The following is a 14765-nucleotide window of genomic DNA, read 5'->3' as shown; positions in this document are numbered from 1 at the left end:
GTTCCAGCTTTAACAGCAGTAGTCCAACTGCTTCCATCTACCGAAGTGGAGACATCACCACCGTCACAAACCGCAACCCACTTCGTTCCGACATACTTTAACTCGCGGGCTTCGCATGATAGGCCAGTGATTTTTTGCCAGTTTATTGCATCCGTTGATCTTCCTAATAAATTGCTCCCTTGAGTTAACCACGTGCCATTCCCAAATGCTACCTCTGGAAGTGTCCCTCCATAGCTTATACCAGCCAACGTATGGTCACTCCACGGCCCAGCAGCATGGGCCATGTCACCGATCTTGGTGATTCCACTTGAGGTAAACAGAAGTAACCCAATCAGAAAAATGCTAACTAACTTTTTGACTTGTTTGAACAAAGAAACAAGTTGCATGAAAAATCCTCCCTACGAGAAGAGCGAATCTCGATTCGCCTCCTGTAGATTAATTTGCTTGGCTCGGTTCTTGACCACCCCCTACTACTCTCTTAAACTTACAAACAACTGTCACTCTCCATGATAATCGATTTTGTTACTCCCAGTAAATGCATTTAGATCAATAACCAAAATATAAAAATAGTTCAAACTTATCGCATCTCTAATCAAAACGCATGTGATATAATAAAGATCTGCATTACCAAAGGTATTACATTCGATTTCAAACTTTTTGATAGTGTAAGAGGTATTATGATAAAAAAACGACAAGTTTGTGCCGAGGATGACCCCTTTTTGTTTCAATTGTACGCCAGCACTCGCAGGTTGGAACTCCATGCCTGGGGATGGGATGCTGAAACTGCGCAACAATTTCTACAGATGCAATGGAAGGCACAAAAGCAATCCTATGCAGCTCAACACCCGCACGCCACACACTTGCTGATCCAAACGCAGCACGAACTTGTTGGGCGATTGTTGTTTTCGCAAAATGAACAAGAGCTTTTGCTCATCGACCTCTCATTACTTCCTGAGTACCACAATCAAGGGATCGGCACATTACTCCTTCAAGAGTTACAAGACCGCGCCATACTTGCCAACCTTCCACTTCGACTTAGCGTACTCCTGACCAATCCAGCCAATCGGCTCTATACACGACTTGGATTTACGAGTCTTGGCAACAATGGTGTGCACAACTTCATGGAATGGCGCCCCGAATCGAAATGAGGACGGGCATTTCCGATACTTTACACAAGAGGTGACAACAAATGAGTGAATCGTATTTGGGCGAAATCCGCATGTTCGCAGGGAACTTCGCACCACAAGGATGGGCACTTTGTAATGGTCAACTGCTTAGCATTGCAGAAAATGAGGCGCTTTTTGCACTGCTGGGAACGACCTATGGTGGAGATGGCCGGACCACTTTCGGCTTACCAAACCTGCAAGGCAGAATCCCGATTCATCGAAGTGCAACACACCCCTTAGGGGAAGCTGCAGGATCTGAAAAGGTGACACTGCTTGCAAGCAACCTCCCACAACATACGCACATTCCGATGGGATCGACCACAGTAGGAACGGATGCCTCTCCTATCAATGCAGTTTGGGGTACGACTGCAACCACAAAATTGTATTCGGATGCCACTACTACGGTCAGTATGAGCAATCAAGTTCTTTCCGCTGAAGGTGGCAATCAACCGCACGACAACATGATGCCATCCACGGCAATCTCGTTTATCATCTCGCTGTACGGGATCTTCCCGCCACAACCGTAACCGGCAACTCCAACCATCATATGAGGAGGAATCAAAATGTCAGAACCATTCTTGGGAGAAATTCGTATGTTCGCAAATGGATACGCACCCCGTAATTGGATGTTTTGTGAGGGCCAGATTCTACAGATCAAAAGCTACCAAGCCCTTTACACACTGCTTGGGGCTGTATACGGCGGCGACGGAGTCACAACGTTTGCACTCCCCGACTATCGCGGTCGCGTACCGGTGCATGTCAGCGCATCGCTACCACTTGGCACTGCGCAGGGTGAGGAAACTCACACGCTGGTCAGCAACGAAATGCCGGAGCACACGCATACCGTACAAGCATACTCCCAGCAGCCAGGTGACTCACCTTCCCCATTAAATAACGTCTGGGCTGGTTTTAACGGCTTGTACGGTCCAGCCGCAACGCTTACTCCAATGAATGCACAGGCCATTTCGACTGCGGGCCTGAGTCAGGCACATTCGAACATGCAACCGTATCTGACCGTAAATTTCGCGATCGCGATCGCCGGAATTTATCCGAGTCAAAACTAAAGGAGGCTGCACATCACATGGCTGACGCTTATATTGGAGAAATCCGAATTTTTCCAGGAAAATTTGCACCGAGCGGCTGGGCATTCTGCAACGGCCAACTGATGCAGATCTCGCAAAATTCCGCGCTCTTTGCGATTCTTGGCACGCAGTATGGAGGAGATGGAAAAACAACCTTTGCACTGCCTAATCTGATGGGCAACGCTCCGATGCATCAAGGCGCTGGTGCCGGGCTTACCCCTCGTAAAGTGGGCGAGACGGTTGGAGATTCAACGGCGAAGCTCGACCTCACACAGATCCCTGCACATACTCATATTCCGCAAGCGATCAATGCGACTGGTAATGACCAAAGTCCAACTGGACACATTTGGTCACAAGCTCCAGGGAGTAGCTTCCCCCCCACGCCACCCAAATTGTACAACTCGACCCCCGATGTCCAAATGTCTCCCCTCGCCCTTGCTCCCACAGGCGGGTCGCAAAAGCACAACAACATGCAGCCGTTTATCGCTCAAAACTTCATCATCTGCTTGAAAGGTGAATTTCCGTCTCACGGATAGCGTAAAAAAACTCCGGTTCCTTGGCGAACCGGAGTTTTGCTTACGGCTTATAATCTTTATCTTCCCACTTCGTACTTTTCTCCGACCACGGCGCGGCCACATGCTTCAAAAGTTCAAACACTTTAACAAATTCGGCAGTGTTCATGTCCAGACGAATGTACGCACTCATCTCGCTCGCCGACACACGACCAAGTGTGTACTGTTCGTAGATCGCTTCCCAAATGTCAGAGGGGACGGTAAAGGCGATATTGTTCGCGACCAGTTCGATCAATTCATCATCGTACTTGACCTCTGAGATCTCGTCATCATCGCGGTACCCGTTGATCACCCCAAGAATCTTTTCCAGCGCCGCTTTGTGCACCCACGATTCGTTGTCGATCGCATCTTGGAACAACTGGCGGATGTTCGTACCCCGCTTGCCGTTTTTCGCCATGGCGATGACCAGCTTTTCTGCCATCTGGCCGCGGTTTTTGTAGTGGGCGCGGTACGTTTCGATTTTCGCTGTGTGCTGGGACAAATGCATTTTGTCCTGCACAAACAGGTGGGATGACTTGTCTTGCAAGTGATCGATCCCAGGGATGTTCATCGCGTAGGAATTGGCATTCATCTCCTGAACATCCAGATCATTCGAAAAGACGGACGTATGGTGCTCCAGCAAATCGCCCTGCACCTTTTTCCCGGGCAGTTTCTTTCCCTGGCGCTTTCTCACCTGCGACTCAAAAACGGGTCGCATCTGATCGAGCAGTTCCCGCTGGTCAGGATTCAGTTCCTCCTCCATGTCGGAATCGCTGTCCGTATCGAGTTGGGACGCTTCATGTAACTGACGCAACACGTTGATCTCATACTCGGACGCGCGCACTTGCCCGGTATTGATCGCCTGAAGCCACGCTGCGGCCGTCAACTCATAGACGCGCGAATCGTCCAACCCAACCTCTTCCCCGCTCTCGACGATCTTCATCCGCTGTGCAACAGGCTGAGACGTCCTCGATTGCTTGGCCTGTACCAGACTGTAGAGCATCTGTGACGTGCGTTTATTGCCCACGAGCTGTTGCATTTGCACAATCGGATGTGACGTGCTTCTGGCAGACGGAGCGGGAGTCGTCCTGCTGGCCGCCCGCCCCGTCCCATTTGTTCGTTGTGAAGTGGCCCTGGTTTTCATAGCGCAACTCCCATCTTCATCATCGACTTATCTCCATTTTAACAGATAGTAATATTTAAATATATGCAAGCAGGAATCATATTTTTCCACATCGAACTACAAGAGAACCAAAAAATGGAGGGATTCAGATGCAGCCAACCAGCGGTTTGAAAATGCTCGAAATATCAGCACCGATGATGGGAAGAGTGGAAACCATCTTTCCGACTTTGCTCTGGGATCAACACACAGCGGTGCTCATCGATGCTGGATACCCCGGCCAACTGCCGCTCTTGCGCGCCGCGGTCGAACAGGCTGGCCTGCCGTTTGAGAAGCTCAGCCATCTCATTTTGACCCACCAAGACCTCGATCACATCGGCAGTTTGCCGACCATTCTCGAAGCGGCGCCGCAGAAGATCGAAGTCCTCGCCAACGCCGTGGAAAAACCGTACATCGAAGGCGAACAACAACTCTTGAAACTTACGCCCGCGGCGATCGCTCAGGCGGAAGCGTCGCTCCCACCCGATGTGCCTGTCGAGTGGCGCAACGCGTTCCTCTCCATGTTGCAGCATCCTCCCAAAGCACCCGTTGACAAAACGGTGACAGACGGCGAACAACTGCCCATCGGCGGCGGCCTCACCATCCTCGACACGCCAGGTCACACGCCCGGACATATCAGCCTGTACCACGCGGCGAGCAAAACGTTGATCGCAGGCGACGCGCTGATGGTGGTGGACGGTCAACTGCAAGGCCCGCATCCTGATTACACGCTCGACATGGACACCGCCATCCACTCCCTGCAGACGCTGACCCGCTACGACATCGAAACGGTCATCTGCTACCACGGCGGCCTGTTCAACGATCAGGCCAACCGTCGCCTTGCACAATTGGCAAGCGAACTCCCGCATCTTTAATTGCCCAGACAGCGAGCCGAACGTCCCGTTCCACCTGCTCGGCTAGGAGCCAGCCAACACCAGCTAGGAAGCGAACTCGCTCCATGATCCCAACCTCCCGCGCAACAGTCTTGGCGATCGCTCCCTCGACACCTAGCAAGATCTGCTGCGCCCAGAAATTCAGAATCAATGGGAAGCAGGCAGGATTTCTCCTCTGCATTCCGAATAGTAGACTGGAAAGTAAATATCGTGAGCAAACAGGTGCCCTTGCCAACGCAAGGGGTAACAGGGAATCGGGTGCAAATCCCGAGCGGTCCCGCCACTGTATAGGGGGAGTTCTCTTTCCACAGGCCACTCGATCCTCGATCGGGGAAGGCGAAAGAGAATGACGATCCCAAGCCAGGAGACCTACCTCGTTTGTTACACCTATCATCCTTCGCGGAAAGGAGTGGTGTACGAGAAGTTCAAACAACAACACGCTGTGTTGTCGTTTGCTTGTGCGTACATTAGACCAATCCATCGCTTATGGATTGGTTTTTTTATGTCTAAACATGAACAGGAGGTACACACGATGAAGAAAGTTCGCAAGATCGCACCATTGCTACTCACCTTCGCCCTGACGATTTATCTGTATCTGAACGCATCTGAATCTGCCTATGCGATGCATATCATGGAAGGGTTTCTCTCCCCAGGCTGGTCCCTCTTCTGGTGGGCTGTGTTCCTGCCCTTCTTTGTGCTCGGTCTGCGCGCCCTCGTAAAGATCACCAAAGAAAACCCCGAATTGAAGCTGATGATCGGCATGGCCGGCGCCTTCACCTTCGTCCTCTCCGCGCTGAAACTCCCCTCAGTTACAGGCAGCAGCTCGCATCCGACCGGAGTTGGCCTCGGCACCGTCATGTTCGGCCCACTGCCGATGAGCGTGCTCGGTTCGATCGTCCTGCTCTTCCAAGCTCTGCTTCTGGCGCACGGAGGTCTGACCACGCTTGGCGCCAACGCCTTCTCGATGGCGGTGGCTGGCCCGTTTGTCGGTTACTTCATGTACAAGCTGCTGATGAACACCACCGGTCAGCAAAAAATCGCCATCTTCGCAGCTGCGATGTTTGCCGACCTCTCCACCTATGTTGTCACGTCGCTGCAATTGTCGCTCGCTTTTCCTTCCGAAACGGGTGGGATCTTGGCTTCCTTTGCAAAGTTCGGTAGCATCTTTGCACTCACTCAAATTCCTCTGGCGATCAGTGAAGGCTTGCTGACCGTACTGGTCTGGAACTGGCTGCAAAAATACAACACAGAAGAGCTGTCCCTGCTCAATCGCAAAATGAAAGGAGCTATCCGTTCATGAAAATCGGTATGAAAAATGCCCTCCTCTTGCTCGCCGTCATCCTCCTTGCCTTGCTTCCGCTGTTGTTGATCAACGCCGAATTTGGCGGAGCGGACGGAGCTGCCGAAGAAGCGATTCTCGAGATCGATCCAACCTATGAGCCGTGGTTCAACGCGCTGACCGAACTGCCTTCGGAGACGGAAAGCATGTTGTTCGCCTTGCAAGCAGCTCTTGGCGCTGGAGTGGTCGGATACACATTTGGACGGTTAAAAGGGAAGTCCACCCAAGCAAAAACACAATGATCCGGCTGATCGACACCCTTTCCTACAGCAATGCATTTCGCTCCGTTTCACCGCTGTGGAAATGTGGTTTTGCGGCCGCCCTGTTTGTGCTGGCCATCTCCAGTCACCCGCTCGTCCAACTGCTCATCGCCGTCTGGATCATCGTGTGGACCGTGCGCTATGCCCGTATCCCTTTCCGATCTTTTCTGCTCTTATTCGCTGTCTCTTGTCTGTTCTTCGTCGCAGGAAGCCCGGCCCTCCTGTTGGAAATCGGGTCGGAGTCAGACTTTCTCAAGCACAACGGGATGATGTTCATCCCGTTGTTTGCTGATACTGGACTCTATATCACAGACAGCGGACTCCTTCGCGCGGGAGAACTGTTTATGCGGATCGCAGCCTGCTTGTCCTGCATGTTTTTTCTGATCCTGACCACGCCGTTCACCGAACTGCTACAGGTGTTAAAACGGCTGCGCGTCCCCTCCCTCGTCCTGGAGCTGATGCTGATCATGTACCGCTTTATCTTCTTGTTGGCAGACACTGCACATGACATCAACGTCGCGCAGCGGGCCCGAGGGGGATATGTTGGTTTCTCGCGCTCCCTGCACGATTTGGCCCATCTGGTCGTGCATCTGTTTGCCAAGACGATGCACCAATACCGCGGTCTTTCTCACGGCCTGTTATCACGGGGCTTTGCCGATGAGATCAGTTTGGCCCCGTATCAAGCCAAGCCCGTCCCGTTCCGCTATCGACTGGAAAGTGTGCTCGGCCTGCTGGTCCTGATCTGTTTGGAGGTATGGATATGAACTCGATCTTCGAAGTGACGTCGCTCACCTACTCCTATCCGGGCGCTTCGCAACCCGCCCTGAACAACTTGACACTCTCCATTCCCCAAGGGAAAAAGACGGTGCTCTGCGGGCATAACGGTTCGGGCAAATCGACCCTGTTCCTGCAAGCGATCGGCATCAACCGCCCCGATGCGGGCGTTGTCAGTTGGAAAGGAGAGCCACTGACCTACAAGCACAAAGCACTCCAAAAACTGCGTCAGAACATCGGTCTCGTCTTTCAAGATCCGGAACAGCAATTGATCCTCAACACTCCGCTTGAAGACATCTCTTATGGACTGCGCAATGCGAAACTTCCCGAAGCACAGATCGAGGCGCGCACCACCAGCATCCTGAACCAGTTAAAATTGACAGAGTTGGCCGATCAGCCACTGCACCAATTAAGTCTGGGTCAGAAAAAGCGCGTGGCGCTGGCCGGCGTCCTCGCACTGGAACCGGAACTGCTCCTGCTCGATGAACCGACCGCCTATCTGGATCGTAGGTCGGAACAACTGTTGCTCGAAGAACTGGAACGCGTGCATTCCCAAGGGGTCACGACGGTGATGGCCACACACGACATGAATCTGGCCTACGCCTATGCGGACTGGATGCTGGTCTTGGATCACGGCCGTTGCGTGCTGGCCGGACCTCCCGCCGAGGTCTTCCAAAACGAAGAGCAGATCACAGCCCTTGGATTGGAACTACCGATCCTGTACCAACTTTGGCAGGCGCTGCCCGAGGCACGCCGCCACGACATCGAGCCACCGCGCGATGTCTCATCCTTTAAACGACTGCTCCAAGGCCAAGACACAGAAAAAGGCACTCCGTAGCGAGTGCCTTTTTCTGTGCTTTGACTATTCGAATTTTTCGTAGACTTGGTTGATCATCTCGGAGACGGACACCAGACCGCCGCCGGAGAGGTACCAGTAATTCGGGTCGAGATAGACGATCTTGCCGTTTTTGAACGCTTTCGTTTTCTTTACCAAATCGTTTTCCACCAGCGCGCTCGCTGTGCTTTTCCCGTCGCTGCCTGCGACTGCACCGCGATCGACAACAAACAGGTAGTCCGGGTTCTTCTCAGCGACAAACTCAAAGGTGATGCTTTGACCGTGCGTCGAAACTTCCAAGTTTTTCTCAACAGCGGTGATGCCCATCACGTCATGCACCAGACCAAATCTGGAGCCCGGACCGTACGCACTGATCGCACCTTCGTTCGCAAGGATGACCAAAGCGTTTTTGCCGCTCGACTTCGCTTTGTCGCTGATCACTTTCACTTTCTTCTCGATCTCGGCAATCTCTTTTTGAACATCCGCTTCTTTGCCGAAAATTTGGCCGATCGTGTTCATGTTCTCTTTGAACGATTCCATGAAGCGCGCGTTATCCACGCCGACATAAACGGTCGGAGCAAGCTTTTGTAGTTCCGGATACGCCTCTTGTTGACGACCGGAGATCAGGATCAGGTCGGGGTTGAGCGAGCTGATTTTTTCAAAATCTGGCTCTTTCAGAGAACCGACGTTTACGTACTTAGCATCTTTGTACTTGTTCAGATAGGGCGGGATGCTGCCTTGCGCAACGCCAGCCACTTCCACGCCGAGCTTATCCAGCGTGTCGAGCGCGCCAAAGTCGAACACGACCACTTTCTTCGGGTTTTTCGTAACGGTCGCCTCGCCCAATTTGTGTTTGATCTTCAATTCTTGCACGGCGGCCGGTTGCTCGGTCTTGCCCGTGCCAGACGTTGCGTTGTTCGTATCGCTGCCGCAAGCGACGGCGAACACGGCGAAGAAGAGAAACAGCGCTAAGAAACTAAAATTTTTCTTCATCTTGATCACCTCATGTTTTGATTACGTAAAGTAGATACAGATCTTGTTGCCATTGATCGTTTCGATCTGGAAGTCCATGTCGTACACTTCGCTCAACACTTCGGGAGTGATGATCTCCTCTGTCTTCCCCTCTTTGATAACCCGCCCGTCTTTAAGCGCGACGATTCGATCGGAGTAACAGGAAGCAAAATTGATGTCATGGATGACGATGATGACCGTTTTGCCCAACTCCTCGACCAGTCGGCGCAACACTTTCATGATCTGCACCGAATGCCGCATATCCAAATTGTTCAGCGGCTCATCGAGCAGGACATACTCGGTGTTCTGGGCGATCACCATCGCGATGTACGCCCGCTGATTTTGCCCCCCGCTCAGTTGGTCGAGGTAGTGATGCTGTAGATCTTGCAGTTCCATGTAGCCGATCGCATCGTCCACATACTTCCAATCCTCCGCAGTCAATCTCCCTTGCGAGTAAGGAAAGCGTCCGAAGGCGACCAGTTCTCTGACGGTCAGCCGAACGCTGATGTTGTTCGACTGTTTGAGGATCGAGATCTTCTTGGCGAGGTCCTGGCTTTTGCTCTGATGAATCGCCTTCCCATCCAGCAACACTTGACCGCTGTCACTTTGGAGCAAGCGCGAAATCATCGACAACAGCGTGCTCTTCCCTGCGCCGTTGGGCCCGATGAACGATGTGATCTGGCCTTTGCCAATGCAGAGAGTAACATCATCCACCACCCGTTTTGAGCCATACGTTTTGGAAAGTTGCATAACCTCGATCATGATTTATTCTCCCTCAACAGAAGATATAGAAAGTAAACGCCACCGACGAGATTGATGATCACACTAACGGTGGTGTTGAAACTGAACACCCGCTCGACGATCAATTGCCCGCCGACCAGTGCGATGATGGAAATCAACATCGACGCGGGGAGTAGTAGCGCATGACGATAGGTCTTCATGAACTGATACGCCACGTTCGCGACCAACAGGCCGAGGAACGTGATCGGACCGACCAGAGCGGTTGCGATCGAAACCAGCGCCGCGATCAGCACCATCAGTTGGCGCACCACCCTGTCGTAGGGCACGCCGAGGTTGACCGCATGCGCTTGACCGAGTGCCAGCACATCCATGTACTTTGCAAGGCGTGAGTAGTACAAAGCGATCAGCACCGAAAGCAGTCCGCAGAGCATCGTCAGTTCCGGCTTCACGTTGTTGTACGAGGCAAACATCTTGCCCTGTAGCACGAGAAACTCATTCGGGTCGATCAACACCTGCATAAAGGTCGTCATACTGCCGAGCAGTGTGCCCAAGATGATGCCGACCAGCATCAGGAAGTAGATGTTGCTGCCTGCTCGCTTGAACATCACTTTGTACAACAGACTGGCAAACAGCATCATCAACCCAAGGGTCAGCAGAAAATTCAGGTTGTTGTCGATCAACAGTTTGCTCGTCGAGCCGAATAGATAGACGATCGCCGTCTGTGTCAGCATGTACATCGAATCGAGCCCGATGATGTTCGGCGTCAAAATCCGATTGTTGGTGATCGTCTGGAACAGCACCGTCGAAAAAGCGATGCAGGCGCCCGTGATCACGATCGCTGCGACTTTCCAACCTCTGCGCGGCAGTACATACCCCCAATTGCTCCCGAGATCGAAGAACAGAAACAACGCAATCACCGACAGGGCAGCGATGGACAGCGAGCCGATTTTTATCTTAGAGGTCATAAGCCCGTCTCCTAAGCAGCAAGTAGAGGAACATTCCGCTTCCCAGCACCCCGACGGTCAAACCGATCGGAATCTCAAACGGGTAGATGATCACCCGCCCTAATATGTCGCAGAACAACAGGAACACAGCACCGAGCAACGCGGTGTGCGGCAGGTTGCGTTTCAGATTGTCACCTTGATAGATCGTGACGATGTTTGGAATGATCAGCCCGAGAAACGGGATCGTGCCGACCGTCAGCATCACGACTGACGAGATCAGCGCCACGATCACCAGCCCGATATTCAATACCCGCTTGTAGTTCAGTCCCAAGTTGGTCGCAAACTCTTCCCCCATCCCGGCGATCGTAAAGCGATTGGCGTAGAGATAGGCCAAAATCACGACCGGAATCGATATGTAGAGCAACTCATAGCGGCCTTTCATCGACAGCGCAAAATTGCCTTGTAGCCATGCGGAAAGATTTTGAATGAGATCGTACTTGTAGGCGAAAAAGGTCGTCACCGATGCGATGATGCCGCCGAACATCAGCCCGACAAGCGGGATGAAGATCGCATCTTTGTACTTCACCCGATTGAGAATTTTCATGAACACGAACGTGCCGAGCAAAGCGAACGCGAACGCCAAGACCATCTTTTGCAGCGAAGTAGCTCCTGGAAACAAGATCAGCGCTACCAGAATCCCCAGACGGGCAGAATCATCCGTACCGCCTGTGGTAGGCGAGACGAACTTGTTTCGGCTCAACTGCTGCATGATGATGCCGGCGATGCCCATGCTGACCCCCGCGATGAGGATGGAGATCAGTCGGGGCAAACGGGAGATGAGCAAGACGTGCAGTTGATCCTCGTCGAGGTGGAACAGGTCCCACGGACTGATGTCTTTCACCCCGATAAATACGGAGGTGACGGAGAGCAGCAGCAGTGCAGCCACCAGATAGCGCAGTTTCATCGACCGTTTCCACCTACGCTTCGTCGATCACAGTCAGCAGTTGTTCGACCGGAATGCGCGGTTTTGCGTCCGGCACTTTCGCCGGATACCCGACATGAAGACTGCCAACGATCCGTTCACCTGGGCCGACCCCAAACGCTGCCCGAAACTCCGGCGCATGCAAGAGCGGATAGGTCTCCCAAACCATGCCCACACCTTGTTCCCATGCCAACAACGAGAAATTGTGAATCAGGCAGGAAGTCGAAGCGTAGTCCTCTTCCCGTACGGCCGGATTGGGATCTTCCTTCATCACCACCGCCACAAACAGCGGTACTGCGAGGAAACGATCATAAAACCTCTGCCCCAGCTCCTTGCTTTTTTGCGGATCGCGTTCCCGCTTTTCCGCACCTGCTCTAGCCACATCGGCCAGTTTCCGACGCCCTTCACCTTGTACCACCACGAAGCGCCACGGCTGCGTCATCTTGTGGTTCGGCACCCAAAGTGCTGTATTGAGCCAGTTCTTCACCAGTTCAAGATCGACCGGACGGTCTTCGAATTGATGAATCGAACGTCTTGCTTGGATCAATTGAGTCAATTCCATGTTTGACACCTCCATCTGACAATGAGAATCATTATCAACAGCTTCATTTTCACACGAATCTTCCATGCGGTGAATGGACGATTCTACATTCCGCATGGACTTTTCTTCAAGATCCATTCAAAAATAGATAATTGACCACTCGATCGATCAAATTTTGGTAAAAACAGGCATTGTAGAGCAGTGGTTCTTCATGCCGCAAAAAGACGCACCTTCTGGGCTGTCCTTCCCGCTTGTAGCCAAGCCACGCTTTCTCCAGTTTGATGCACTCAGCATCCGACATTGACGCGGGGGTTAGAAACAGCACCTGGTTGCAATCCAGTGCGGCCACCTCGGCCAAAGACGGCACATCGAGAAACGTGATCTCCTGCACAGCATCAGGTGCTGTGATCTGCAATTCTTCATAAAACAGGTCGGTCATCTTCATGCGCTTCAACCCGTAGACGCGATAAAAAGGTTCATAGATGCTGACCAATAAGAACGGCGTTTCGCCGTAGTGCCGCTGCAAGTGCTGACGGGCGTTCTCCACTTTCTGCTGATACCCGGACAGCCAACGCTCAGCCACGCTGGAAATGTCCAGATGGCGCCCGATTTGCAACAAGCGCTCTTTCCACGAGTACCCTTTCCATTGGATCATCAGCACCGGGGCGATCGCCGACAGCGCCATGTGGATGTTTTCCGGCACGGGCGAGGTCAGGATCAGGTCGGGTCGGCATTGTTCAATTTGCAGGAGCCAGTCTTCCTGCTCGGAGCTGTCATACCAACCCCTCGGCAGTTCCAAGATGGGCGTGATCCCAAGCACCGACAAATCCCCTTTAAATACCGGACTGAGATTGGCGATGCGCCTCTTCGCACGAACTGCATACTCGCTCGGTGCCAGACCCATCTGTTTTTTGAACAAGCGGCTAAAATACAGCTCGTCGCCATACCCGACCGCATGAGCCACATCCTTGATCGCTGAAGGTTGATTGGAGAGCAAGCGCAACGACTCCTCCAAGCGCGTCGAGGTCATATACTGTAGCGGGCTCAACCCGGTGTACTTTTTAAACATCTTATAAAAACGGGCCGAGCTCGCTCCCGACAGACGCGCCATCTCTTCGATGTCCAGCTCGTCCTGACCGTGCTCCAGCATGTTCTGTTTGATCCCGATGACATAGTTGATCAGATCGTCATCTCGTCCCGGCGGTTGTTTGGCCGTCTCCATACACTCCGCTGCGATGGCGTAGAGATGCGAGTGGACGAGCAAGTAGAGCGAAACATCGCGTTTCCATTCCTCATTCAAAAAATCGCGAATCCAATTATGTAGGCGCGGCATCCAAAAATGATGCAAGCGCAGTCCCTTCCCGTCGGTGAGCAGAAATTGGCGCGGCGAAGGCACAGCAGTCCCGCTCTCCTCGCTTTGAAATCGGATCAGCAACAGCTGCGTGCTGCGCCGATCCATGTTGCGGATGACGCACGTACAGTGCGGTGGAACAAGAAAGACGCCACCGTAGGCCACCCTGCCCGTTTTCTGTTGTTCGCCTGCGGACAGTGTGACCTTGATCGCTCCTGTGCGGACAAATCCGAACCAAGCATCATCCCCGCTTGGCAGTTCCAAACTCCTGCCGCCGTCGATTTTACTCTCCTCTGCATCCAAGCAACGCATGGCCGGCTCACCACTTTCCCAAACAGTAGTTGATAGATAAACAATATGTGATAATGATTCTCATTGTCAAATGCAAAAAACCCCTTCGTGGTTGCGAAGGGGTGGGACGATCTTCAAATAAGGAATCGGTAAACTTATGCCTCGACGTATTGGGCGAGTCTTGGCAGGACAGCTTCTCTCCAGCCGTGGTCCATCTGACCGCGAACTTTCGAACTTTCTTGCCCGGACAGCAGGATTTTACCTTCTTCCCAACCGGCATGCGTCAAAGTAAATTCGGTCTTGCCATCTTCCAGCTCTTCCAATTCGAACGTGACGAGCCATTCTTCAGTCCACGTAAAGGCAAGTCGGGTCGGCGGTTCAAATTCGGTCACTTTGCACGGCGTTTTGCCGTAGGGAGCTTCCAACACAAATTCATTCCCCAGCACCGGCTGGAAATCGTTTGGCATAAACCAAGATGCAATACCCTCAGATGTGGCAACGGCATCCCACACTTTTTGAATCGGGGCGTTCAGTTGAAGCGTATGGCGAATCGCAGGAAGTGTTCCTTGGTTGTGTTCAGACACGGTAAACCCTCCAAAGATGTATTGGAAACCATTTGGTTTCGCTTTATTATACGTAACCATTTGGTTTCGTGTCAAGCCATGCAGACCTGACGCGATCACTTCCAGTTTGCTTCTCCCACAGCAGGAACATACTCACAGTTTCGCAGTCACCGCTTGCACCAGTCGCTCAAGCTTTTGATCGGCCACTTGAGCAGAATCGCCGCGAACAGCATAGTTTTGAGCTTTGGCTCCGTCCCTTGCACCTTCGCCAGCCTTGCTCAC

General features: G+C 52.5%; 18 protein-coding genes and 1 riboswitch. Of the genes, 9 read left to right on the top strand and 9 right to left on the bottom strand.

The features are described from left to right. The first annotated feature begins 719 nt into the window (after positions 1-719). From CIG75_RS01090 to CIG75_RS01075, 4 genes are read left to right on the top strand one after another with little or no spacing between them, the layout of a single operon-like run. A complete protein-coding gene (locus CIG75_RS01090; protein WP_157729314.1) occupies positions 720-1148 on the top strand; it encodes a GNAT family N-acetyltransferase in 429 nt (142 codons plus the stop codon). 41 nt (positions 1149-1189) lie between these two features. Next, positions 1190-1693: a phage tail protein gene (locus tag CIG75_RS01085; protein WP_094234967.1), complete on the top strand. Its 504-nt coding sequence runs from the start codon at positions 1190-1192 to the stop codon at positions 1691-1693. A gap of 36 nt (positions 1694-1729) precedes the next feature. Next, on the top strand, positions 1730-2230 hold the full coding sequence (locus tag CIG75_RS01080; protein ID WP_094234966.1) for a phage tail protein: 501 nt from the start codon (positions 1730-1732) through the stop codon (positions 2228-2230). 17 nt (positions 2231-2247) lie between these two features. Continuing rightward, positions 2248-2784 (top strand): phage tail protein, encoded by a 537-nt coding sequence (locus CIG75_RS01075; protein ID WP_094234965.1) that lies wholly within the window; start codon positions 2248-2250, stop codon positions 2782-2784. A gap of 40 nt (positions 2785-2824) precedes the next feature. Here the strand turns inward: CIG75_RS01075 and CIG75_RS01070 are convergent, their stop codons facing one another. After that, positions 2825-3943 carry a hypothetical protein gene (locus tag CIG75_RS01070; RefSeq protein ID WP_157729313.1) on the bottom strand — a complete coding sequence of 373 codons (1119 nt, stop codon included), beginning with the start codon at positions 3941-3943 and terminating at the stop codon, positions 2825-2827. Positions 3944-4071: 128 nt separating this feature from the next. Here CIG75_RS01070 and CIG75_RS01065 point away from each other — a divergent pair, with 128 nt between their 5' ends. The 5 genes from CIG75_RS01065 (at position 4072) to CIG75_RS01045 (ending at position 8062) form a co-directional block, all read left to right on the top strand. Then, entirely contained in the window at positions 4072-4833 is a 762-nt protein-coding gene (locus tag CIG75_RS01065; RefSeq protein WP_094234963.1) for an MBL fold metallo-hydrolase, read from the top strand. 221 nt (positions 4834-5054) lie between these two features. Beyond that, a riboswitch (cobalamin riboswitch) is annotated at positions 5055-5242 on the top strand. A gap of 141 nt (positions 5243-5383) precedes the next feature. Next, positions 5384-6151 carry an energy-coupling factor ABC transporter permease gene (locus CIG75_RS01060; RefSeq protein ID WP_094234962.1) on the top strand — a complete coding sequence of 256 codons (768 nt, stop codon included), beginning with the start codon at positions 5384-5386 and terminating at the stop codon, positions 6149-6151. Beyond that, entirely contained in the window at positions 6148-6432 is a 285-nt protein-coding gene (locus CIG75_RS01055) for an energy-coupling factor ABC transporter substrate-binding protein (protein WP_094234961.1), read from the top strand. The genes CIG75_RS01060 and CIG75_RS01055 overlap by 4 nt, the downstream gene beginning before the upstream one ends. Further along, positions 6429-7214 carry a cobalt ECF transporter T component CbiQ gene (gene cbiQ, locus CIG75_RS01050; protein WP_094234960.1) on the top strand — a complete coding sequence of 262 codons (786 nt, stop codon included), beginning with the start codon at positions 6429-6431 and terminating at the stop codon, positions 7212-7214. The genes CIG75_RS01055 and cbiQ overlap by 4 nt, the downstream gene beginning before the upstream one ends. After that, complete coding sequence (locus tag CIG75_RS01045) at positions 7211-8062, top strand: energy-coupling factor ABC transporter ATP-binding protein (RefSeq protein ID WP_094234959.1); 852 nt, start codon at positions 7211-7213, stop codon at positions 8060-8062. Before cbiQ ends, CIG75_RS01045 begins: the two co-directional genes overlap by 4 nt. 24 nt (positions 8063-8086) lie before the next feature. Here CIG75_RS01045 and CIG75_RS01040 read toward each other — a convergent pair whose 3' ends face one another. The 8 genes from CIG75_RS01040 to CIG75_RS21360 form a co-directional block, all read right to left on the bottom strand. Next, complete coding sequence (locus CIG75_RS01040; RefSeq protein ID WP_094234958.1) at positions 8087-9052, bottom strand: siderophore ABC transporter substrate-binding protein; 966 nt, start codon at positions 9050-9052, stop codon at positions 8087-8089. A 21-nt stretch (positions 9053-9073) separates the two neighbouring features. Beyond that, entirely contained in the window at positions 9074-9832 is a 759-nt protein-coding gene (locus tag CIG75_RS01035) for an iron ABC transporter ATP-binding protein (RefSeq protein WP_094234957.1), read from the bottom strand. Then, positions 9829-10776: an iron chelate uptake ABC transporter family permease subunit gene (locus tag CIG75_RS01030; protein ID WP_094234956.1), complete on the bottom strand. Its 948-nt coding sequence runs from the start codon at positions 10774-10776 to the stop codon at positions 9829-9831. The genes CIG75_RS01035 and CIG75_RS01030 overlap by 4 nt, the downstream gene beginning before the upstream one ends. Further along, positions 10766-11719 (bottom strand): ABC transporter permease, encoded by a 954-nt coding sequence (locus tag CIG75_RS01025; protein ID WP_094234955.1) that lies wholly within the window; start codon positions 11717-11719, stop codon positions 10766-10768. The genes CIG75_RS01030 and CIG75_RS01025 overlap by 11 nt, the downstream gene beginning before the upstream one ends. Positions 11720-11732: 13 nt before the next feature. Continuing rightward, on the bottom strand, positions 11733-12299 hold the full coding sequence (locus CIG75_RS01020; protein ID WP_094234954.1) for a nitroreductase family protein: 567 nt from the start codon (positions 12297-12299) through the stop codon (positions 11733-11735). Positions 12300-12405: 106 nt separating this feature from the next. After that, a complete protein-coding gene (locus tag CIG75_RS01015; protein ID WP_094234953.1) occupies positions 12406-13941 on the bottom strand; it encodes a helix-turn-helix domain-containing protein in 1536 nt (511 codons plus the stop codon). 134 nt (positions 13942-14075) lie between these two features. Beyond that, entirely contained in the window at positions 14076-14504 is a 429-nt protein-coding gene (locus CIG75_RS01010; protein ID WP_227874314.1) for an SRPBCC family protein, read from the bottom strand. A 132-nt stretch (positions 14505-14636) separates the two neighbouring features. After that, on the bottom strand, positions 14637-14765 hold the full coding sequence (locus CIG75_RS21360) for a hypothetical protein (protein ID WP_265415054.1): 129 nt from the start codon (positions 14763-14765) through the stop codon (positions 14637-14639).

Origin of the sequence: Tumebacillus algifaecis, from assembly GCF_002243515.1 — a bacterium.
GTDB classification, from domain to species: domain Bacteria; phylum Bacillota; class Bacilli; order Tumebacillales; family Tumebacillaceae; genus Tumebacillus_A; species Tumebacillus_A algifaecis.
This window is presented reverse-complemented; position numbering and strand designations above follow the sequence as displayed.